Annotated in this window: 19 protein-coding genes; 15 read left to right on the top strand and 4 right to left on the bottom strand. The window is 60.2% G+C overall.

The window, feature by feature from the left end; translation table 11 throughout:
• Positions 1-362: 362 nt before the first annotated feature.
• Positions 363-1,865 (top strand): NAD(P)/FAD-dependent oxidoreductase, encoded by a 1,503-nt coding sequence (locus tag BN1800_RS22765; RefSeq protein ID WP_087001316.1) that lies wholly within the window; start codon positions 363-365, stop codon positions 1,863-1,865.
• Positions 1,866-1,964: 99 nt separating this feature from the next.
• Here BN1800_RS22765 and BN1800_RS22760 read toward each other — a convergent pair whose 3' ends face one another.
• Positions 1,965-2,288 carry a Rossmann-fold NAD(P)-binding domain-containing protein gene (locus tag BN1800_RS22760; protein WP_244564603.1) on the bottom strand — a complete coding sequence of 108 codons (324 nt, stop codon included), beginning with the start codon at positions 2,286-2,288 and terminating at the stop codon, positions 1,965-1,967.
• A gap of 95 nt (positions 2,289-2,383) precedes the next feature.
• On the bottom strand, positions 2,384-3,118 hold the full coding sequence (locus BN1800_RS22755) for an SDR family NAD(P)-dependent oxidoreductase (RefSeq protein ID WP_087001335.1): 735 nt from the start codon (positions 3,116-3,118) through the stop codon (positions 2,384-2,386).
• A gap of 84 nt (positions 3,119-3,202) precedes the next feature.
• Between BN1800_RS22755 and BN1800_RS22750 the strand changes: the two genes are divergently transcribed.
• A complete protein-coding gene (locus tag BN1800_RS22750; RefSeq protein WP_087001315.1) occupies positions 3,203-3,664 on the top strand; it encodes a winged helix-turn-helix transcriptional regulator in 462 nt (153 codons plus the stop codon).
• A gap of 217 nt (positions 3,665-3,881) precedes the next feature.
• Here BN1800_RS22750 and BN1800_RS22745 read toward each other — a convergent pair whose 3' ends face one another.
• The gene (locus BN1800_RS22745) at positions 3,882-4,874 is read right to left on the bottom strand and encodes an MDR family oxidoreductase (protein ID WP_087001314.1); all 993 of its coding nucleotides are present in this window, start codon (positions 4,872-4,874) and stop codon (positions 3,882-3,884) included.
• 47 nt (positions 4,875-4,921) lie between these two features.
• Entirely contained in the window at positions 4,922-5,677 is a 756-nt protein-coding gene (locus tag BN1800_RS22740; protein ID WP_087001313.1) for a FadR/GntR family transcriptional regulator, read from the bottom strand.
• Positions 5,678-5,809: 132 nt separating this feature from the next.
• Here BN1800_RS22740 and BN1800_RS22735 point away from each other — a divergent pair, with 132 nt between their 5' ends.
• The 13 genes from BN1800_RS22735 to BN1800_RS22680 all read left to right on the top strand — a co-directional run bounded on the left by BN1800_RS22735 (position 5,810) and on the right by BN1800_RS22680 (position 20,691).
• Positions 5,810-7,267, top strand: a complete 1,458-nt coding sequence (locus BN1800_RS22735; protein WP_087001312.1) for an FAD-binding oxidoreductase — start codon at positions 5,810-5,812, stop codon at positions 7,265-7,267.
• A complete protein-coding gene (locus BN1800_RS22730) occupies positions 7,268-10,780 on the top strand; it encodes an indolepyruvate ferredoxin oxidoreductase family protein (RefSeq protein ID WP_087001311.1) in 3,513 nt (1,170 codons plus the stop codon). It abuts the gene before it with no gap.
• Positions 10,777-11,598, top strand: coding sequence for an enoyl-CoA hydratase/isomerase family protein (locus BN1800_RS22725; protein ID WP_087001310.1), 822 nt, complete (start codon positions 10,777-10,779; stop codon positions 11,596-11,598). The genes BN1800_RS22730 and BN1800_RS22725 overlap by 4 nt, the downstream gene beginning before the upstream one ends.
• Positions 11,599-11,673: 75 nt before the next feature.
• Positions 11,674-12,639, top strand: coding sequence for an isopenicillin N synthase family dioxygenase (locus BN1800_RS22720; protein ID WP_087001308.1), 966 nt, complete (start codon positions 11,674-11,676; stop codon positions 12,637-12,639).
• 60 nt (positions 12,640-12,699) lie between these two features.
• On the top strand, positions 12,700-13,737 hold the full coding sequence (locus tag BN1800_RS22715; protein WP_087001306.1) for an ABC transporter substrate-binding protein: 1,038 nt from the start codon (positions 12,700-12,702) through the stop codon (positions 13,735-13,737).
• A gap of 114 nt (positions 13,738-13,851) precedes the next feature.
• Positions 13,852-14,916 (top strand): ABC transporter ATP-binding protein, encoded by a 1,065-nt coding sequence (locus tag BN1800_RS22710; RefSeq protein WP_087001304.1) that lies wholly within the window; start codon positions 13,852-13,854, stop codon positions 14,914-14,916.
• A complete protein-coding gene (locus BN1800_RS22705) occupies positions 14,913-15,770 on the top strand; it encodes an ABC transporter permease (RefSeq protein ID WP_087001302.1) in 858 nt (285 codons plus the stop codon). Before BN1800_RS22710 ends, BN1800_RS22705 begins: the two co-directional genes overlap by 4 nt.
• Positions 15,770-16,552 (top strand): ABC transporter permease, encoded by a 783-nt coding sequence (locus tag BN1800_RS22700; protein WP_087001300.1) that lies wholly within the window; start codon positions 15,770-15,772, stop codon positions 16,550-16,552. Before BN1800_RS22705 ends, BN1800_RS22700 begins: the two co-directional genes overlap by 1 nt.
• A gap of 346 nt (positions 16,553-16,898) precedes the next feature.
• Complete coding sequence (locus tag BN1800_RS43995; protein WP_425299057.1) at positions 16,899-17,108, top strand: hypothetical protein; 210 nt, start codon at positions 16,899-16,901, stop codon at positions 17,106-17,108.
• Positions 17,101-17,220 carry a hypothetical protein gene (locus tag BN1800_RS43990; RefSeq protein WP_425299056.1) on the top strand — a complete coding sequence of 40 codons (120 nt, stop codon included), beginning with the start codon at positions 17,101-17,103 and terminating at the stop codon, positions 17,218-17,220. Before BN1800_RS43995 ends, BN1800_RS43990 begins: the two co-directional genes overlap by 8 nt.
• A 198-nt stretch (positions 17,221-17,418) precedes the next feature.
• On the top strand, positions 17,419-18,570 hold the full coding sequence (locus BN1800_RS22690; RefSeq protein WP_087001298.1) for a transporter substrate-binding domain-containing protein: 1,152 nt from the start codon (positions 17,419-17,421) through the stop codon (positions 18,568-18,570).
• A gap of 12 nt (positions 18,571-18,582) precedes the next feature.
• Positions 18,583-19,191: an ANTAR domain-containing response regulator gene (locus BN1800_RS22685; RefSeq protein ID WP_087001296.1), complete on the top strand. Its 609-nt coding sequence runs from the start codon at positions 18,583-18,585 to the stop codon at positions 19,189-19,191.
• Positions 19,192-19,440: 249 nt separating this feature from the next.
• A complete protein-coding gene (locus tag BN1800_RS22680) occupies positions 19,441-20,691 on the top strand; it encodes a transporter substrate-binding domain-containing protein (RefSeq protein ID WP_087001294.1) in 1,251 nt (416 codons plus the stop codon).
• The last annotated feature ends 3 nt before the right edge of the window (positions 20,692-20,694 follow it).

The following is a 20,694-nucleotide window of genomic DNA, read 5'->3' as shown; positions in this document are numbered from 1 at the left end:
TAAGGCCCGACCTGCAGGCTGGGGCTTACATAGGTTTGCGCGCGGTAGCGCTGCTCGGCGCATTGGGGATCGACCGTCCCCAGAGCCAAATCATGGAAGGTTTAGCCGGCCGCACGCTCCGTCAGTCTTCTAAGCGCTCTTGAAGGGATCTGAACCTCCGACCCCTCACTGAAACCAGCTACGGCATCGTCCGCAAACGCGCCTGTCAGGAAGCTTTGCTTAGGATCAGATTATTACGTCATTGATATCGCTGATCCAACGTGTTTGCCGGGTCGATTCTAGCGCCCCCTGCGAATCGAAGGGAATTCGTTTACAAAGTGGGTGACCCTGCAGCTCCTGCGTGGCTGGTGCTTGCAGGTTCGATGGATGTCTTTCGACATGAAGGCCTGTCGCATGAAGCGCCGATCACCACGCATGGCGTCGGCCAACTGTCAGGCGAGGTCAACCAACTGTCCGGCCGCCCGACACTCGCTGGTGCGCGCGCCGGCCCCGACGGTTGCACGGCGATCGCGTTCGACGCAGCGCATCTGCGGGCTTTGGTGATCGGCTCCGCCGATGTCGGTGAAATCATCATGCGCTCCTTTATCCTGCGTCGTGTCGGCCTGATCGACGCCGGGGCAGGCTCCGTGCTGATCGGCGCTGCTGGCAGTGCCGCGCTGTCTCGCCTGCAGGGATTTCTGGCCCGCAATGCCTTCCCCTATATCGTCCTCGATTCCGCAAGAGAGGGTGAAGGCCGCGCCCTGATCGAACGCTTGGGCATCCTCACCACCGAGCTGCCGCTGATGGTCTGCCCCAATGGCACTGTGCTGAAGAACCCGACCGACATAGAGGCGGCTGGCTGCCTTGGCATGACACCGGCGCTCATACCGGGCAAGCTATACGATGTCGCAGTCGTCGGAGCGGGTCCGGCGGGACTTGCCACCGCCGTCTATGCCGCATCGGAGGGCTTGGAGGTTATCGTCATCGATGAGCGCTCGGTCGGCGGACAGGCAGGCGCCTCGTCGCGAATCGAGAACTATCTCGGCTTTCCCACCGGCATATCCGGCCGGGCGCTCGCCGGGCGCGCCTATAACCAGGCCGTGAAATTCGGCGCAGAGCTCGTCCTGCCCGTTGGAGTCGAGAGCCTCGTGCCGGCCAACGACGATGTTGCTACGTTGACGCTCGATCTTGCCGGCGGCAAGTCCGTCACAGCCCGCAGTGTCGTCATCGCATCCGGGGCCCGCTACCGGCGCCCCGACGTCGCCAATATCAAAACCTATGAGGGAAACGGTATTTCCTACTGGGCCTCGCCGATCGAGGCGAAACTCTGCGCCGGCGAAGAGGTGGCACTGGTCGGCGGCGGCAATTCGGCCGGCCAAGCCATCGTCTTTCTTGCACCGCAGGTCAGAACGCTGCATCTCGTCGTCCGGCGTGCGCTCGAAGAGACAATGTCTCAATATCTCATCGATCGCATCAAAGCCCTCCCCAATGTCGAGCTTCACATGCATTGCGAAGTCGACGCGATCGAGGGCGATCCGGCGACCGGTATTTCCTCGGCAACCCTTCGCAACCGGCTGGATGGAAGCGAACAAAAACTGCCGCTTCACCACCTGTTCCTCTTCATTGGTGCCGATCCCAATTCAAGCTGGATCAGCGACCGCGTGCAGACCGACGGCAAGGGCTTCATAGTCACCGGCCAGTCCTTCGATGCGCTTTGCAATTTTACCCGCAAGCCCTTGGCCCTGGAAACCAGCCTGCCGAACGTCTTTGCCATCGGCGATGTCCGTGCCGGATCGACCAAACGGGTCGCCGCCGCAGTCGGCGAAGGTGCTGCCGTCGTTTCCCAAATTCATGCCGCGCTGAGCCTGACCAACAATTCTCGTTAGCAACGAGCACTCACCCAAAATAAAGGACCGCCAGTTGCGCTGACGGGTCCAATGTCATCTTTGAGGGTCGCCCTACTTCGAGTAGAGTCTGCTCGGCGCTCAGAGCGCCGAACCTCCAAGCTGCCGCCCATATGCTGCGATTTCCCTTCCTGTGCCGATGCGATCGGCCTCATACCCGCGCAAAGCCGTGAACATGTCACCCTCGCCCGACAGGCAATTTACCAACGCCATCACATCGCCCGCCGCTTTCGACACGCCCATTGCGATGTGCGGGCGCGCGACATAGGCGGGATCGCCGATCAGAGCAATTAACCGACCGATCATGCGCGGCGCTTCGTAGTCGAAAATACCTTGGATCGACGGGCTGGCCCCGATACCGCTGCGAAATGCCTCGCCTTGATAGGAATCGAACCTAGCCATCATGATAAACCGCCTTCGTTACCCCAGCGAGGATATGGAGACCGCCAGTGAGGGCTTCGATTTAAGCTCGAAACCCTCACGCTCATGTCCCTAGCGTGTCAGACTTGTGCCAGGCCCCCATCGACGAAGACCTCGCCGCCGGTCATGAAGCTGCTGTCCGCGGATGCCAGGAAGGCAGCCACCGCCCCCGTCTCCGCCGGGTCACCCATGCGTCCGAACACCGTCGTCGCCCCAATCGCTTCCATCCCTTCCTCGCCCAAAACCTCCAGCGCCAGCTCCGTCGTGATCGGCCCCGGCGACATCACATTGACGCGGATGCCCGTGCCACGCAGGTCCAGCGCCCAACTGCGTGCAAGGTTTCGGACGGCCGCCTTGGTTGCGCTGTAGATGCTGAACGCCGGCGTCCCCATCACCCCCGTGCTTGAACCGGTCAAGATGATCGACGCCCCCACCCTCATCAGCGGCAGGGCCTTCTGTACCGTGAACACCAAACCCTTTACATTGAGGTCGAAGATCTGGTCGTAGTGCTCGGGCGTAATCTCGCCGAGCGGTGCGAACGACCCAGTCCCGGCGTTGGCGAGTAGAATGTCGAGCCCACCGCGTTCGGTTTTGATCGTCGCATACAGTCGGTCGAGGTCGGACAGATCGGTCACCGAGCCCTGGACGGCGCGCGCCGAGGACCCCAACTGCGCCACGCCAGCATCGAGCGTCTCCTGCCGACGGCCGAAGATGTAGACAAACGCGCCTTCCTCGATGAACCGCTTGGCGGCCCCGAGGCCGATGCCGCTTCCGCCTCCCGTCACTACTGCCGTCTTACCCTGTAGCCTGCTCATGATGTGCTCCTTCATTGAGATTGCACTAAGCTGGCGACATACCTACCCATTGACAAGTATGCACCTTTTGGTAAGTACCTAGAAATGTCATCAGATAATTCAGACCCGACCTCACCGCTGGTGCCGGTTCCACCGCTGGCAACTTGTACCCCCACCCTACCTGGCTTCACCTGCGGTCTCGACGCGACTTTGCGGGTCATCGCCGGCAAGTGGAAACCGCTGATCCTGTATTTCGTTGCCCAAGGCGGCCCGACCCGATACGGCGCGCTGCGGCGAGCCGTGCGCGATGTCAGTGATAAGATGCTGATCCAGCAGCTCAAGGAGTTGGAGCGCGACGGTCTTGTGAAGCGGACCGACTACAAAGAGATCCCACCGCGGGTAGACTACAGCCTCACTCCGATGGGCCGTAGCTTGGCCGAAGCCCTCGTACCCCTCTGCTCTTGGGGCACAGAAAACATGGCCGAAGTCACTCGCCTATTCGCCGAGCGCGACGCCTTGAACAGCCGAAGGACGGAGCCCACGCGGCAATCGGCGCGAATTGAGTAGCAATCTCGCAGGGTATTGCGCCACGTCGGACAACGGCGGGGCTGGTGGCCTTGACGGGATTGGAACCTGCGACCACTCCGCGCCAACTACCTGAAATCCCGCGTCTTCACCTTGATCGCGTCAAGATGCAGATAGGGATCGATGCCGGGACGCAGTTGCGGAACTTCCGCACAAGTTGGGGCCATTTTCATTGGAATGGTATCTGCCAGCGGTGATGTCAGGTGATCGCCACGACTACGCGGCCGCGGATGCGACCCGCAACGATATCGTCTGCTATTTGCGGCAATGCGGACATCGGCTCGATCCGCGTTAATCTCTCTAGATGTATCGGATTCAGGTGCTGGCTAAGCGTCTGCCAGGCACGTTGGCGCTTTGTGATGGGCGCCATGACAGAATCGATGCCAAGCAGAGCAACACCGCGCAGGATATGCGGCAGCACTGTTGCAGGCAGATCGGCACCTCCCGCCAAACCGCAGGCCGCGACGGCCCCGCCATAGACTGTTTGAGACAGAACATTCGCAAGCGTCGTCGACCCTACGCTGTCGACGGCTCCGGCCCAGCGTTCCTTCTGAAGCGGGCCGCCTTTCTCGCTCAGCGTTGCACGGTCGATAAAATCCTTGGCGCCGAGTGACGCGAGATAGTCATGGGTCTCCGGCCGACCGGTCGACGCCGTCACCCGGTACCCCTTATTGGCAAGCAGGCTCACGGCCACGGATCCCACGCCGCCTGCGGCTCCAGTGACCAGCACTTCTCGATCGTCCGCGCCGATCACTCCCCAATCCTCCAGGGCATCGACGCAAATCGCGGCCGTATAGCCGGCCGTTCCGATTGCCATCGCCTGCTCCAGAGAGAACGCCTGCGGCAGCGCGATCAACCATTCCGCCTTGACCCGCTGGTATCGGGAATAACCACCCCACTCGGTTTCGGAGAGCCCCCAGCCATTCAGAACGACCTTGTCGCCCGCGACCCATTTGTCCGAACGCGACTCGACGACAACGCCTGCAAGATCGATTCCGCCAACCATCGGCGTGCGACGTGCAATCCTTCCCTTGCCGGAAAGAGCCAGGCCGTCCTTGTAGTTGACCGTGGAAAACGCGACTTCGACCAGAACGTCATGGTCGGGCAGATCGGCTAAGGTCAACTGCCGGAAGCCAGCCTGCGGCTTGTCATCAACTGTATCGATCACCATTGCCCTGAAAGAATCTGCCATGGAATTCCCTTGAACTTCAGTACTTCGAGGATGTGAGTCGACCGGGTTCAGGACTGCGCCTGCTCGCTCGCCCGGCGGCCGCGCGCATCGAGCGCGGCGCTATAGCTGTCACGCATATAAGCGAGGAGATTTGTGAGCGCCGCCGTTGCTTCGCTGACATCGCGATTGCTCAGCGCCTGATGGAGCTGCTGGTGGAAAGCAACCACCTGACGGCGCTCCCGTACCCTGAAGACGATCATGTTCGTGATCGGAATGAAAGATTCGATCACGATGTACATCATCAGCTTCAAGGGGCCGTTGCCGGTCGAGTCGACCAAGGCTCGATGGAAGCGCACATCGGAAGCGCAGAAATCTTCATCACTGATATCCTGATCCCGCTGCAAGGCGATTTCGGCCGCCATGGCCTGCAATCCCTCTTCACTGCGGTTTTCGCAGGCAAGCCGGCAGCAGATCGTTTCCGTCTCAAGCCTTGCGGTAATGATTTCGTCGATATCGAAAGCACCGATGCCGACGAGAAGCGTCGCGGCACCAGTAATCGCTTTCGACAGCCCTTCCGGATCCGGCCGCATCACGAAATTGCCGCCAAGGGGGCCGCGACGCGAATGAATGAGATTCTGCGCCGCCAGACGCTTCAGCGCCTCGCGCACTGTCGGGCGCGAAATTCCGAAGCTCCGGGCAAGATCCTCTTCCGTCGGCAAGCGCTCGTCGATCTTCAGGCGCCCGTCCAGGATCGCGGACTTGATATTCTCGGCGACCTGCTTGGCGATGCCAGATCTTACGACTTCGTCATATCTAAGATTCATAGAGCTCCATCCTTCGCTCGAAGGCATTGATGCCATGCCTTCATCGGAAAGGCTATAGGTATTTAAATATAGGTTTGACAAATATTCGATAGGCGATAACCTGCCCTCGATCCAGATAACCAGGGGAACAGAATGGGCGGATCGATCGACCGGGCGCTCGCCGCTCATCCCTTATCTGCGCCGTCTTTGCGGCTGTGGGAATTGCTGGCCCGCCTCCACGACAGGCTGGACAAGAATGCTGTGGTCGTAGGCCCGGATGTCGGGGACGCCTATTGCGCGGACGCGACAGACGAGCTCGGCGTGCGGCCGGCCGTCCTGTTTCGCCCCAGGGATACCGCATCGGTGTCGGCCATTCTTTCCGCATGCGATGCCCTCCGCCAGCCTGTCGTCGTGCAAGGCGGACGGACCGGCCTTGCAGGCGCCGCGCGACCCATGGCTGGCGAGGTTGCGCTGTCCCTGGAGCGTATGAGCGCAATCGAACCCGTCAACGAGGATGCCGTCACTGTGATCGCCCACGCCGGCGCGACCCTGCAGGCCGTCCACGAGGCCGCAGCCAGTCACGACTTGATGTTCGGCGTGGATATCGGTGCGCGCGGCACCTCCACCATCGGCGGCAACGTCGCCACCAATGCCGGCGGCGTTCGCGTGCTGCGCTACGGCATGTATCGCGCTCAGATTCTTGGCCTGGAGGCCGTAATGGCGGACGGCTCGGTGCTGACCAGCCTAAAAGGCCTTTCGAAGGATAATTCGGGTTTCGATCTCAACCAGGTATTCATCGGCAGCGAGGGCACGCTCGGGGTCGTAACCCGTGCCTGCCTGCGTCTTCATCCCAAGCCGCAGTCACTGGCAAATGCATTTTGCGCACTCCCCTCGCTCGGTGCGGCAATTGCGCTTCTGCGGCGTCTGCGTCGGAGGCTGGGACCTTCCCTCTCCGCTTTCGAAGTCATCTTCCCGACCGTTTACGCCGGCGTTCTCAATCGCACTGACGCGCCGCCGCCCGTGCCGCCGGGTGCCGGAATGTATGCGCTCATCGAGATGCAGGGACAGGACGAAGCGGGTGACGAGGATCGCTTCGCGGCCGCGCTGATGGAATGCTATGAGGAAGGCATCGTCAGCGATGTCGCGGTTTCCCGCTCGCTGCGCGATTATCATGCCATCTGGGCTTTGCGCGATGCGGCGAGCGAGTTCATCTTCAGCATGGACCATGTCGCGGGCTTCGACGTCAGCCTGCCCATTTCCGCGATGCAACGGTTTTTGGACAGGGCCACGGCCGAAATCGCGAATGTCGATCCCGCCGCTTCCATCTACATTTTCGGTCATCTCGGTGATGGCAATCTGCATTTCCTCGTTCGTACGCACCACTATGAGCGCGTCGCGGACGCGACCTTCACCTGTGTCGCCAGCGAAGGCGGATCGATATCGGCCGAACATGGCATTGGCCTTGAAAAGAAGAAGTGGCTGCCGCTGGTTCGCAGCCCGGCTGAGATGGCCGCCATGCGCCGTCTCAAATCGGCGTTCGATCCCAATAACATCCTCAATCCCGGCCGCGTTTTCGACATGGAACCGACAGCACCGGGGGAGCGCGCATAAATGTCCACCCTCCCCGTCGCCCCCGAAGATCGGCCCCCAGCCTCTGCCGCGACGACACTCAGCCTTGATGACCGCTACACGCTCGATCGAGGAAGCATCCTCGTTTCCGGCACGCAGGCGCTCGTTCGCCTGCCGACGATCCAGCGTCAGCGTGACCGCGCGCGCGGCCTGAATACCGCCGGCTATGTCTCCGGATATCGCGGCTCGCCACTTGCCAACTTCGACCGCGAAATGGCGCGCGCGAAGAAATATCTCGACGACCATCACATCCGCTTCCAGCCCGGCCTCAATGAAGACATGGCCGCCACCGCTGTCTGGGGCACGCAGCAGACAGCGATGTTTCCCGGCGCCCGATATGATGGCGTCTTCGCCATGTGGTACGGCAAGGGACCTGGCGTTGATCGCAGCATGGACGTGATCCGCCACGCCAACGCCGTCGGCACCAATCCGAATGGCGGCGTTCTGCTGCTCGTCGGAGACGATCACGGTGCCGTTTCGTCGACCCTGCCGCACCAGAGCGAGCACAATCTGATCTCCGCAATGGTGCCGTTGCTGTCGCCGGCTGGCGTTGGGGAATATATCGACTATGGATTGCTTGGCTGGGCACTCAGCCGCTATTCCGGCGCCTGGGTCGGTTTCAAATGCCAGACGGAAATCGTCGAGTGCACCGCAACGGTCGAGCTCGATCCCGATCGGCCCGCCATCGTCTATCCCGATGGTCATGGCGACCTCTCATTGCGATGGCCGGATGGCCCACATGCGATGGAGCGGCGGCTGGAAAACAAGATGGAGGCGATACACACTTTCGCCCGTCAAAACAGCATCGACAAAACGAGCTGGGGCAGCACTGCCGGCAGGGCGAGGCTCGGCATCGTTGCGACCGGGAAATCGTGGCTCGACCTCATGGGAGCACTGGCAAGCCTTGGCATCGACGAGCGCCGGGCCGGCGAACTCGGCATCCGGCTTTACAAGATCGGCATGGTCTGGCCGATCGAACCGGAGGGCCTTCAACGCTTCGCATCCGGCGTCGAAACCTTGTTGGTGGTCGAGGAAAAGCGCGCGGTCGTCGAAGACCAGATCAAGGCTCAGCTTTTCAACATGGCCTCCGACCGGCGCCCGAGAGTCTATGGAAAATTCGGCGCGAATGGCAGACCGCTCTTGGCTGCGGCCGGCGAGCTCAACGCCGTTGCCGTCGCGAAGGCGATTATCTCGGTCCTCGGTGAGTATCAGACCGATCTGCAGGCCCGATCGCGCGATATCGAGACACTCCTCGCAGCAACTGCTGCGGAAACGCCGGCACTGAAGCGCGATCCCTATTTCTGCTCAGGCTGTCCGCACAGTATTTCCACCCGACTGCCGGCGGGAAGCCGCGCGTCGACCGGCATCGGCTGTCATATGATGGTGATCGGGTTGGAAGAGCGGAATACCTCGACCTTCACCCAGATGGGCGGCGAAGGCGGCTCGTGGATCGGCCTTTCCCAGTTCACCGACGAGAAGCATATCTTCGTCAACATGGGCGACGGCACCTATTTCCACTCCGGGCTGCTTGCGATCCGCGCCGCAATTGCCGCCAAGGTCAACGCCACCTATAAGATCCTCTACAACGACGCGGTTGCCATGACCGGCGGCCAAAAGCATGACGGCGACGTCTCCGTTCCCGGCATTGTCGGGCAGATGCTGGCCGAAGGAGCCGCCCGGGTCGCGGTGGTCGCCGAGCGCCCCGAGGGTTGGCAAGGCAATCTGCCGCGCGGCGTTACCATCAACCACCGTGACGAACTGGATGCGGTGCAACGCGAACTGCGTGAGGTGCCGGGCGTTACCGTCCTCGTCTACGATCAGGTTTGCGCTGCCGAAAAACGGCGCCGGCGCAAGCGAGGCGCTTTGACTGTCTCCGACAAGCGCGCCTTCATCAACGAACTCGTCTGCGAGGGCTGCGGCGACTGCTCCGCGGTTTCCAATTGCATCTCCATCGAACCGCAGGAAACGGAGTTCGGCCGCAAGCGGCGGATCAACCAGTCGAGCTGCAACACCGATCTTTCCTGCGTAAAAGGCTTCTGTCCGAGCTTCGTCACCGTCGAGGGCGGGACCATCCGCAAGCCAGACGCAAAAGCAAGCAAGGCAAGCTTCGACGACCTCCCCCTTCCGACCATCCCACCGATCACCGACCGATCCTACAACATGTTGCTCGCCGGCATCGGCGGGACGGGCGTCATCACCGTCAGCGCCATAATGTCGATGGCCGCGCACATCGACGGCCTTGCCGTGCAGACACTCGACCAGACCGGCCTTGCCCAGAAGAATGGGGCCGTCATCTCGCATCTGCGGGTCGCAAGGACGCGAGAGCAGATCACCTCCGTACGCATCGGACCGGGGGAAAGCGATCTGGTCCTCGGCTTCGATATCGTCGTGTCCGCGGCGCAGAACGCCCTGTCCACCTTCGCTACCGGCCGCACCAAGGCCGTTCTCGACGATCATTTCGCGCCGACCGCCTCATTTGTGCAGAACACCGCGATCGATTTTCGTCAGGAAGCGACGTTGAAGGCGTTGCGCAAAGCGGCTGGCGACAACGCCATTAGCCTTATCGCAGCGACGAAACTGGGAGCGGCCCTGATGGGTGACGCGATCGCGGCCAACATGTTCCTGCTTGGCCACGCCTGGCAGCGCGGACTTGTCCCAATCAGCCTCGAGGCAATCGATGCGGCAATCGACCTCAACGGCACAGGCATTGCGATGAACCGCGCAGCCTTTGGCTGGGGCCGTCGCTCGGTGGTCGATCCGGAAGCTGTCAAACAAGCCGCCGCAATCGACCTGGACGAGGTGCCTGCCAAGCAGACGCTGGACGACCTCGTCGCCAAGCGCATCGAGTTCCTGACGCGCTATCAGAGCACCGCCTATGCCGACAAATACCGCAAGCTGGTGACGACTGCCCGCAATGCCGAGGCCCGACTGAAGCTCGGAGAGGATTTTTCCGAAGCCGTCGCGCGCAATGCCTTCAAGCTGATGGCCTATAAGGACGAATATGAAGTGGCCCGTCTCCACAACGACCGGAGCTTCAAGGACAAGATCACCGCGCAGTTCGAAGGTGATTTTGAGATCAAGCACCATCTCGCGCCGCCGCTCTTTTCCCGAAAGATCGACAAGCGCACCGGCAACCCTGCAAAGATTGCGATCGGCCGCAAGCTCATTTCGCCGGCATTCTCCGTGCTGGAGAAAATGCGTGTCCTTCGCGGCACGCCGCTTGATCCGTTCGGCTATACGCACGAGCGTCGCATCGAGCGCAAACTGATCGCCGATTACACGGCATTGATCACGGACCTCTCAGCAAACCTGTCCCCGGAAAACCAGCAGCGCGCCATCGCGCTCGCCCAACTCCCCGATCAGATCAGGGGGTTTGGTCCCGTCAAATCAGCATCGATAGAACGTTTCGAGAAGAACAAGGCGGCCCTGCTAATGCAGGCATCGAGCACTGCATCGGAACCGGCTGACCCCAGCGTAAAGAGGAAAAGCATATGAGCATGGCCGAGAGCTTCGAAACCATTCTCTACGACAAGGACGAACAGGACAAGTTCGCGACGATCACCATCAATCGGCCGGACAAGCTCAATGCGATGAACAAGACGACAGTGCGCGAGATCGACCGCGCCGTTGCGCTTGCCGTCGCCGACAAGGACGTCAACGCGCTGGTGATTACGGGTGCCGGTCGCGCGTTTTCGGCCGGCTATGACCTGCAAGGCGCAGACTATGACGTCAGTATCGAGGACTGGCATGCCGACATGTCGGAAAATGCCCAGGCGCTTCTGAATATCTGGAAAGCTCCAATTCCCGTCATCGCCTCGGTGAACGGCTATGCGCTTGCCGGGGCGCTCGAACTCGTCATGTCATGCGATCTTGCGATCGCCGCCGACAACGCCAAGTTTGGCGAGCCGGAAGTCCGGCACAATTCCGGTCCGCCTGCCCTGTTCATGCCGTGGCTGCTGGCCACCCGCGACGTCCGTTGGCTGATGTATACCGGTGATCTGGTGGATGCTGAAGAGGCCCTGCGCATGCATCTGATCAACAAGATCGTGCCCGCCGATCAGCTCAAGCAAAAGACCGAGAACCTCGCACGCAAACTGGCGCGCATGCCGGTTCCGGCCATCAAGTTCGCCAAGTCCTCCATCAACAACCAGCAGATCGCCGCCGGCCTGATGACATCCTTCGACTACAACGTGCACGCTATTGCCGCCCTCCATGTCAGCAAGGACGGGCAGGAATGGATGCGCAATCTTCAGAAGATGTCGCTGAAGGAATACCTCGAATTTCGCGACGCACCCTTCAAGGGGCTCGACTGACATCATCTCCCACGCAGGTGTGGCGTCGAAGCGCCACGACAACATGGCTGTGTTCACTCCGGAAAGGATCAGACAATGCAGATGGCCCCATCCTCAAGGCAGGATATGGACAGCATTCCGGTCATAGATATCTCGCCTTTCATCCATCAGACCGCCGGTAGCGATGCCGTCGTCAAGGCGATCGAAGCCGCCTGCCGCGAAACCGGCTTCTTCCTGATCACCGGACATGGCGTCTCCACCGAGGCGACCGCACAGCTTTACAATCTTGCCCGAGATTTCTTCGACGAACCGCAGGACTGGAAGAAGCAACAAGGCCGGGGAACTTCGCTAAAGGGGGGTGTCGCCTTCTCCCCCATCGCGGACGAGGCGCTGAGCGCCACGCTTGGGATCAAGACGCCGGGTGACTACAAGGAAAGCCTGAATTTCGGGCCGCGCCTTCCGGGTGATGTCTGGCCCACGGTTCCACAAGGATTGCATGCGGCCTTCAACGCCTATTTTGCCGAGATGGAGATGCTCGCCGGGCATCTGCGGCGCGCATTCTGCCAGGCGATCGGGCTTGCGCCCGACTACTTCGAGCCGGCGTTTGCCGACCACCTTTCAGCACTCCGTGTCATCAACTATCCGGAACAACAGGAAAGCCCGCTGCCCGGACAGTTGCGTGCTGGCGTCCATACCGATTACGGCTTCATGACCATTCTGCGCTCGGAAGCATCTCCAGGAGGGCTTCAGGTCCGCAGGCGCGATGGCGAATGGCTGGATGCGCCGAATGTCGAAGGCGCCTATGTCGTCAATATTGCCGATGCCTTCATGCGCTGGACCAATGACGAATGGCTGTCGACGCCGCATCGGGTTGCCAATCCGCCCGGCAACTTCAAGGGAATGACACGGCGTCAATCCATTCCCTTCTTTGTCAATCCGTCGAAAGAGACGCTCATCGAATGCCTGCCGCCCTTTGCGGCAAAGGCGCCGGCGAAATACACGCCGATTACCTACGGAGACTATATCGCGCTGAAGACAAGTCAGGCCTTCAGCAAGTCCTGAGCGCAAGCAGACCTAGCGCGCAGCAGCCACCGACACGCAGCCATGACAAGGGGAACCGAGATGATGAACATGAACAGGCGGCAGCTTCTTGCCGGAATGGGCGGCCTTGCCGCAGCAAGCATGATCAGCCTTCCTGCGCGCGCGCAAAATAAGACGCTTGTGGTGCCAACGCTCGGCGGCGCCTGGGAACAGTTCTGGCGCTCGACGCTCGCACCGGCATTTACGGCAAAGAGCGGTGCCGCGGTGACACTCGATGCCGGCAACGGTCGTGTCTGGAGTGCCAACCTGCGGGCGGCGGGCGCTGAAAACCCGCCCTATTCGATCCTGATGACCAACGAGGCCTTCGCCTCCAGCCTGCGCAAGGAAGGGTTCTTCGAGAAGCTCGATTTGACGAAACTGTCGCACTACAACGATCTCTACCCTCTTGCGAAGAAGACGGATGGTTGGGGCGCCGTGGCGATGGTCTCGCCGATCGGCATCGCCTACCGCACCGATATGGTCAAAACCCCGCCAAAGGGGTGGAAGGACCTTTGGGAGAATCCGGAATTCAAGGGGCGCATCGGCCTCTACAACTTCGCCAATACAGCCGGCAAGATGGAGCTGATGCTGGCATCGAAGATCTTCGGCAAGGATCAATATGACATCGATGCCGGCTTCAAGGCGCTGGAAAAGCTCGGCCCGGTCATACAGGCGGATTTCAATCTGTCGACGGGCATTGCAGCGGGCGAATTCGTGGTTGCGCCCTTTGACTTCGGCGAGGTGGCGCGCTTGCGATCCCAGGGGCTGCCGATCGATGTCGTCGTTCCCGAAGAGGGCATGCTGATGTTCGACCAGACGCTGAATATTCTTGCCCACGCCCCGGAAAAGGAACTCGCCTATCAATATGCCGGCTTCCTGCTCTCCCCGGAGGGGCAGATACCGCTCATGAAGCAGTTTTTCGTTTCACCCACCAATTCCAAGGTGGTGGTCCCGGCCGACCTGCAAAAGGATGTGCCGATCTCGGGCGAGGCAATGGACAAGATCCTGACATGGGATTGGAATTTCATGAACCAAAAGCAGGCCGAATTCTCGGAGACCTGGGCAAAGGTCATGCGCTAGGCGCGCCTTGATCATCCCCTCGCTATATGCCGGCCCGCCATCATGCGGTCCGGCTCTTTTCCCGGCATGGTGGCATGGACGCGATCGCCGCCGACAGAATTTGGAAGATCGATCATGACAGAGGTGAGCATCGAAGCGCTGAGCAAGCACTATGGGGCATCTCTTGCGGTAAACGGCATTTCCGTGAAAATCGCGAAGGGGGAGTTTATCTCCCTTCTTGGCCCTTCCGGCTGCGGTAAGACAACCACGCTGAAAATGATAGCCGGTTTTGAGGACGCTACATCAGGCGCGATCCGTTTCGATGGGCAGGACGTCGTGCATGTGCCTGCCGAAAAACGCGACATCGGCATGGTCTTCCAGAACTACGCCCTGTTCCCGCATATGACCGTTGCTCAAAACCTGGCGTTCGGACTGGAGATGCGTCGCAGACCGAAACGCGAGATCGCCGAGCGCACGGCCCGTGTGCTGGATATGGTGCAGCTCTCCGGATATGCGGATCGCTATCCGCGCCAGCTTTCCGGTGGACAGCAACAACGCGTCGCCCTTGCTCGAGCGCTGGTGATCGAGCCCCGAATTCTCCTTCTCGACGAGCCGCTTGCCAACCTCGACGCCAAGCTGCGCGAGGAGATGCGCGTCTTCATCCGCGATCTTCAGAAGCGTGTTGGCATCACCACCGTTTACGTGACCCACGATCAGGCCGAGGCAATGACCATGTCGGATCGTGTCGTCGTCATGTTTGGTGGGCAGATCGCCCAGTATGGCGCGCCAGCCGATATCTATGATCGGCCGGCGAGCCTGGAAGTCGCGCAGTTCGTGGGGCAGGTCAACATTCTGTCCGGTCGGCTGCTATGCACCGAAGCGAACGGTGTTTCGGTCATCGATACCGCGCTCGGCACGGTCAGGATCGGCAATATGCCCCGGTCGCCCGATGGAGCCGTGACGCTGGTGCTGCGGCCCGAGGCCGTCGAGCTGTTTCCGGAAAGCGCCGGGCAGGCAGGCGCCACGGCCACCATCACTGCGAGCTACTATTCGGGCAGCCTGATCGACTATCGGCTGGCACTCGCCGGCGGCGACACGATCAGCGTTCAGACCTTTCCCCGCAACCGCTTCTCTACGGGCGACCGTGTCACCATCAAGGTCGATGGCGATCGCTTCTGGGCGCTCGGAGCTGCCGCATGAGCCTTCGAGCGAAATCTCTGAAGCCCTTTGTTTTGATAGCCCCGGCTGTGCTGCTACTCGGCGTCTTCCTGGTATTGCCATACATCAACATCGTGATCATGAGCCTGCGCAATCCGGGGAACGGGACGCCCTTTGCGCCTGGCTTCACCCTGGGGAACTATCTCAGGCTCTTCGCCGACAGCTTTTATTTGGAGCAGACCGCAAACACGTTGATGATCGGTTTCATCACCACTTCTGTCTGCCTTGTTCTCGGCTTCCCTGTCGCATGGCAGCTTGCGAAGACCCAGATGCGTTTTCGTGGCCTGGCCTATGGCCTCGTGCTCTCACCGCTTCTCGTGGGCATCGTCATCCGCAGCTATGGCTGGACGATCCTGCTGGGCAATAACGGCATGATAAACCGCACTCTGATCAGCCTCGGCCTGATCGATCGCCCCCTTGCCCTGATGTATAACTCCCTTGGGATCGTGATTGCCCTGATGCATGTCTTCCTGCCCTTCATGATCCTTCCGCTTATGAGCGCGCTGCAGGGGATAGATCCGTCGATCGAAGCGGCTGCCCGGTCGCTCGGAGCCGGACGCATCACCGCCTTTCGAAGAATTGTTCTGCCGCTGGCGATGCCAGGCATACAGGCCGGCTGCATACTGGTCTTTATCCTATCGCTCAGCGCCTACGTCACGCCGTCCTTGATCGGCGGCCTGCGCGTAAAGACGATGGCGGTCAGCGTGGTCGACGCACTTATCGACACGTTTCAATGGCCTTTCGGCTCGGCCATGGCGCTGATGCTGTCTCTGACCGGCGCGATCATGGTGATGCTGTTTGCAAGGCTGACCGGCATGAAATGGAAGGCAAACTGATGTCCAGGCATCTCCTCACCGGCTACTGCCTGATGATCTACGCTTTTCTGCTGCTGCCGATCCTCGTGGTCGTCGGCGCGTCTTTCAATGCCGGCGCCTTCCTGACATTTCCGCCACAGGGACTTTCATTTCGCTGGTATGTCGTGTTCTTTCACAATGAGGTCTTCCTTAGCGCGATCAAGACATCGCTCTGGGTGGCCGCGGTCTCGACCGTGATCTCCTCGATCATCGGCACGATGGCGGCAATCTTCTATGTCCAGCATGCCGGACGCTGGAAGGAAAGCATCCGGCTCGCCATGCTTCTGCCGCTGCTGCTGCCGGAAGTGCTAACGGCCATCTCGCTGTTGTTCTTCGTCTACTCGATCGGCATGGGCACACGAACGATCGCGGCGATGGTCATCGGCCATTGCCTCATCACCCTTCCCTTCGTCTTCATCAACGTTTCGGCGGCGATGGAGTCCTACGAACCGTCCTGGAGCCTGGCGGCCAAGAGCCTCGGCGCCCGACCATTGACGCGGTTTCGCCGTATCATGCTGCCGCTGATCAAGCCCGGCGTGATTGGCGGATGCCTGTTCGCCTTCATCATATCCTTCGACACGTTCACCATATCCTTCATGCTGAAGAACGTGGGAACCGCCACGCTTCCAATCCAGCTCTACGACTATCTGCGCACGAATTTCACCCCCGAGGCTGCCGCCGTGTCGACGGTATCAATCGTGCTGACCTTGTTCGTCGTCATATTGTCGGAGAAAGTGCTGGGCCTTCGCATTCATCGTTTCTGAATTTCTACGTTGACCGAAGCGCATCCAGAAGTTGCAACTCCTGACATCGATAAAGATGCTTCTGCAAGCAATGAATGCACTGTTGTCTTCGTCGAGTTTGGATCTGTTCCGAACAGCCTTCTCAGTGCTCGGGAGAATGATAAGCCTTCTTGGTCTTGAAAGGAAACGAACCGCGGCGCCGGTATCCTCTAATGCTGCTAGCGGTAATTACTTTGCGAAGCCAACGACCAACATCTATGCCGGCCCGAGGTAACGATCCACGAGCGTCCGTCATCGCCTCACAGTATCTGACGACGGCGGAAGACAGACGGGTGACGCGGATGCCATCCGCGTTACCCGAAAGCTGATGGCGCGGCCCGCATTGACGCCGCATAAGCCGGAAGAGCTTCCTCCGGGCAGAGCCGTCGGAGACGACGAGGCATCGCTGGCAAAGACCGCCGGCGATATCGGTACCACGACCTTCCATCCGGTCGGGATCGAGAAGATGGGACGCGGACGACCCGCTGTCCGTCGCGCGCCTGCGGCTTCACAGGGTAACGGGTCTGCGCGTGATTGATGCGTCGATCATGCCGACGATCACCTCGGGCAACACCAATACGCCAACGGCGATGATCGCGATGATCGCGATGAATGGCGCTGCGATGCGTCTCGAGGATGCAGACAGATAACGATGCATCGCCTCCGGCTCTTCGTTTCGACGCGGATGTTCCGAAAACCGTGCAAACTTTTCAGCGTGCCGCTCTATTGTCACCGGACTGACAAACTGACATCATGGATAGGTAGGCTCCTATGGGCCGCTGATAGTCCATGAGCAGGGTAGCTCTCGACCGGAAACGGGCGGGAGCTTTTTTATTTTTTGGTGGGCGATGATACAATCAGAAAATTGGCGGGTCGGCGTGCTGTTCTCCGAAACGGGTGTGACCGGAGCCGTGGAAAAAACCCAAAGGGCGGCAACCTTGCTGGCGATCGACGAAATCAACGCAGCGGGAGGCGTTCTCGGGCGGGCGATCGAGCCGGTCGTCTACGATCCGCAATCGACGCCCAATCTCTACAAGGAGCTCGCGGTCAGGCTGTGTGACGAAGACCGGATCCGGGTCGTTTTCGGTTGCCATATGTCGAGCACCCGCAAAGCCGTTCTGCCCGTCATTGAGGCCCGTGACGCGCTGCTGTTCTACCCGACGCTCTATGAGGGGTTCGAATACTCCCGTCACTGCATCTATACGGGTGCAGCCCCCAATCAGAACTCCGTTCAGCTCGTCGACTTCCTGACCAAGCACTACGGAAAGCGGGTTTTTCTGGTCGGCTCGAACTATGTCTACCCTTATGAATCCAACCGGACGATCAGCGACCTCTTTCTTCAGGTGGGCGGACAGGTGCTGGACGAGATGTACGTTCCCCTGAACCTCAAACCAGACGACGTCGCCAAAATCATCCGGCATATCCGCGCGGCCCGGCCGGACGTTATCTATTCGACCGTAGTCGGCGACGGCATCATTCCCTTCTACACCGCGTTCAAGGAAGCCGGTTTCGATGCGGCGACGATGCCGATCTCGAGCCAGTCGACCAGCGAGGCCGACGTGATCCGCATGCGGCCGGAGGTGGCGGAGGGGCACATCACCGCCGCCCCCTTCTTTGCGTCCCTGGATACGCCGCGAGCCCGCGCCTTCGTTTCCGCTTACGAACGGCGCTATGGCCTGCAGATGCCGCCCACCGCGCCGGCCGAAGCCGCCTACTTTCAGGTTTATCTCTATGCGGCGGCTTTGCAGCACGCCGGTGGTGATCGGCTCGAGGAGCTTCTGCCGGCTCTTTACGACGTCGAGTACGATGCACCGCAGGGGGCAGTTAAGATAGACCGGCTGACGAACCACACGCATCTGTGGCCAAGAGTGGCCAGGGTGAATGCTCAGGGCGGGTATGACATCGTCTACGATCCCTCTCTCAGGGTCGCGCCCGATCCGTTCATGCGTGAATATCGCCCGGACTTCACACAGCCCTCCCCGCACCACGTCCAGATTTGAGAGGGAGCGAAGATGTCGTTCGCCCTTCTCAGAGATTTACGGGATCTCAAGGTTCTAGTCATCCACCCTCGGACATCCGAGGGAGATTTTCTCGTGGATCATCTGCGCCGTATCGGTTGCATGGTCAATTGCCTCTGGCCGGTGCCAGCCGAATTGCCACACGGCACGGATGTCGTCTTCCTTGCCATCGAGGATGAGGCGAGACCGGAAATCGAGCGCCTCCTGAAGTCCTTTCCCAACCCGGCCCCGACCATGCTTGCCATCGTCGGTTACGAAAACCCCTCGACGTTGCAGATCGTGCTGGAAAGCGGGGCGCTCGCCATCGTCGAGAGACCAATCAAACCCTTCGGCCTCCTGACCAATCTGGCCATCGCCCGCAACCTTTGGCTCGAACGCCAGAAGCTTGTCAAGGAAGCACGCAAGTACAAGCGCAAGGTTCTGGGTGACCAGAAATTGGCACGGGCAAAAGCCATTCTGATGGCCAACCGCGGCACCAGTGAGAATGAGGCGTACCGCGAAATGCGCGAGCAGGCGATGACCCGGCGCGTGCCGATCGACGAAATCGCCAATTCGATTATCAACGCCGAACAGCTCTTGCGCCCGCCCCGAAAACATGATTAGTTTTTTAGGTGTTTCGGATGAAAACACCTTCGGCACATCCCTTCGTTTAATGAAGCCATGTGCCGCTGTTGCACGCGGCGCAGCCGTGATGCGGTGATGGCAAGGATGCCCGCAGGCTGTGACAAGCCTCGCGGGTTTTTTGTTGTCTGCTGACAGTGACGTCAGTTCTCTACTTATTTCCGGCATGAAAGCCTCGCCGTTCGGCGGGCCGTGCCGCCGTGCGCGCCACTCAAAAAAAGGGGAACCAAGATGGTGTTCAACAGACGTGAATTTCTGAAAACCGCAGCCACCGCTTCCGCCGCATTCGCCCTGCCGGCATTGGGTAGCCGCGCCTTCGCAGCCGATGCCATCAAGATCGGCGCGCTCTATTCTCAGACCGGCGGGCTTTCCGTTGCCGAAAAGCTTCTGGCAAACGGCGTGATGATGGCCGTGGCAGAAATCAACGCCGCCGGCGGCGTGCTCGGCCGTCCGGTCGAGGTGGTCGTCGAAGATGGGGCCTCCGATCCGAAGACCTTCAGTGAGAAAGCCTCGAAACTGATCCTCAAGGACAAGATTTCCACCGTGTTCGGCTGCCATACCTCGGCCAGCCGCAAGGCCGTGCTGCCGATCTTCGAGCGGCGCGGCGCGATGTTGTTCTACCAGACGCATTACGAAGGCTTCGAGTGCTCACGCAACGTCGTCTATTCCGGCGCCGTTCCGAACCAGCAACTCTCCAACTACATTCCCTGGATCGTCGAGAAACTGGGCAAGAAGAAATTCTTTATCGTCGGTTCGAATTATGTCTATCCGCGCGAAATGGCGAAGGTTTCCAAGAAGCTGATCGAGGCGGCCGGTGCCGAATGGGTGGCGGACGAATATCTGGAGCTTGGCCATTCGGAATGGGCCGTTATGGTCAGCAAGATCAAGGAGTCCGGCGCCGACGTGGTTCTGTCCAACGTTGTCGGCGACTCCATCATCGCCTTCTACCGCGAGTTCAAGAACCAGGGGCTCTCGCAGGAGGTTCTGCCTATCTGCGCGACCGTTACCTCCGAAATCGAGATCGCGGCGATGGGTGCCGAATATGCCGCCGGCAGCTACACCTCTTTCCCCTATTTCATGTCGATCGACACGCCGGCAAACAAGAGCTTCATCGACCGCTTCAGGACGTTCGTCAACGATCCGAAGGCTGTTACATACCATTCGCTCGAAGCAGCCTATTTCGAGGTCTTTTTGTGGAAACAGGCCGTCGAAAAATCCGGCGATCTTTCGGCTGATGCGATCAGGGCCGGCATTCGCGGCCAAACCTATGAAGCGCCAGGCGGCAAGGTGACCACCGACCCCGACAACCTGCATTGCTGGCTGACGCCGCGCATCGGGCAATGGCAGGCGGACGGCCAGAGCAAGGTTGTGAACGCCTACCCGGCACCGATCAAGCCTCTGCCCTATTCGGCCTATGGCGAGACGGAGAGCAATCTCTTCTGCACCAGCAACGGTCTCGACACCACAAAGCTCAAGGGCTGACCG

It is taken from the genome of Rhizobium sullae (genome assembly GCF_900169785.1).
Classification (GTDB): domain Bacteria; phylum Pseudomonadota; class Alphaproteobacteria; order Rhizobiales; family Rhizobiaceae; genus Rhizobium; species Rhizobium sullae.
The sequence above is the reverse complement of the archived record's forward strand: the minus strand, read 5'-3'. Positions and strand labels throughout refer to the sequence as shown.

What these genes read in the sequence shown, in the direction of transcription:
- BN1800_RS22765 (WP_087001316.1), top strand. Translation starts at nt 363, where the DNA reads ATGGATGTCTTTCGACATGAAGGCCTGTCGCATGAAGCGCCGATCACC.
- BN1800_RS22760 (WP_244564603.1), bottom strand. Translation starts at nt 2,288, where the DNA reads ATGATGGCTAGGTTCGATTCCTATCAAGGCGAGGCATTTCGCAGCGGT.
- BN1800_RS22755 (WP_087001335.1), bottom strand. Translation starts at nt 3,118, where the DNA reads ATGAGCAGGCTACAGGGTAAGACGGCAGTAGTGACGGGAGGCGGAAGC.
- BN1800_RS22750 (WP_087001315.1), top strand. Translation starts at nt 3,203, where the DNA reads ATGTCATCAGATAATTCAGACCCGACCTCACCGCTGGTGCCGGTTCCA.
- BN1800_RS22745 (WP_087001314.1), bottom strand. Translation starts at nt 4,874, where the DNA reads ATGGCAGATTCTTTCAGGGCAATGGTGATCGATACAGTTGATGACAAG.
- BN1800_RS22740 (WP_087001313.1), bottom strand. Translation starts at nt 5,677, where the DNA reads ATGAATCTTAGATATGACGAAGTCGTAAGATCTGGCATCGCCAAGCAG.
- BN1800_RS22735 (WP_087001312.1), top strand. Translation starts at nt 5,810, where the DNA reads ATGGGCGGATCGATCGACCGGGCGCTCGCCGCTCATCCCTTATCTGCG.
- BN1800_RS22730 (WP_087001311.1), top strand. Translation starts at nt 7,268, where the DNA reads ATGTCCACCCTCCCCGTCGCCCCCGAAGATCGGCCCCCAGCCTCTGCC.
- BN1800_RS22725 (WP_087001310.1), top strand. Translation starts at nt 10,777, where the DNA reads ATGAGCATGGCCGAGAGCTTCGAAACCATTCTCTACGACAAGGACGAA.
- BN1800_RS22720 (WP_087001308.1), top strand. Translation starts at nt 11,674, where the DNA reads ATGCAGATGGCCCCATCCTCAAGGCAGGATATGGACAGCATTCCGGTC.
- BN1800_RS22715 (WP_087001306.1), top strand. Translation starts at nt 12,700, where the DNA reads ATGATGAACATGAACAGGCGGCAGCTTCTTGCCGGAATGGGCGGCCTT.
- BN1800_RS22710 (WP_087001304.1), top strand. Translation starts at nt 13,852, where the DNA reads ATGACAGAGGTGAGCATCGAAGCGCTGAGCAAGCACTATGGGGCATCT.
- BN1800_RS22705 (WP_087001302.1), top strand. Translation starts at nt 14,913, where the DNA reads ATGAGCCTTCGAGCGAAATCTCTGAAGCCCTTTGTTTTGATAGCCCCG.
- BN1800_RS22700 (WP_087001300.1), top strand. Translation starts at nt 15,770, where the DNA reads ATGTCCAGGCATCTCCTCACCGGCTACTGCCTGATGATCTACGCTTTT.
- BN1800_RS43995 (WP_425299057.1), top strand. Translation starts at nt 16,899, where the DNA reads ATGGCGCGGCCCGCATTGACGCCGCATAAGCCGGAAGAGCTTCCTCCG.
- BN1800_RS22690 (WP_087001298.1), top strand. Translation starts at nt 17,419, where the DNA reads ATGATACAATCAGAAAATTGGCGGGTCGGCGTGCTGTTCTCCGAAACG.
- BN1800_RS22685 (WP_087001296.1), top strand. Translation starts at nt 18,583, where the DNA reads ATGTCGTTCGCCCTTCTCAGAGATTTACGGGATCTCAAGGTTCTAGTC.
- BN1800_RS22680 (WP_087001294.1), top strand. Translation starts at nt 19,441, where the DNA reads ATGGTGTTCAACAGACGTGAATTTCTGAAAACCGCAGCCACCGCTTCC.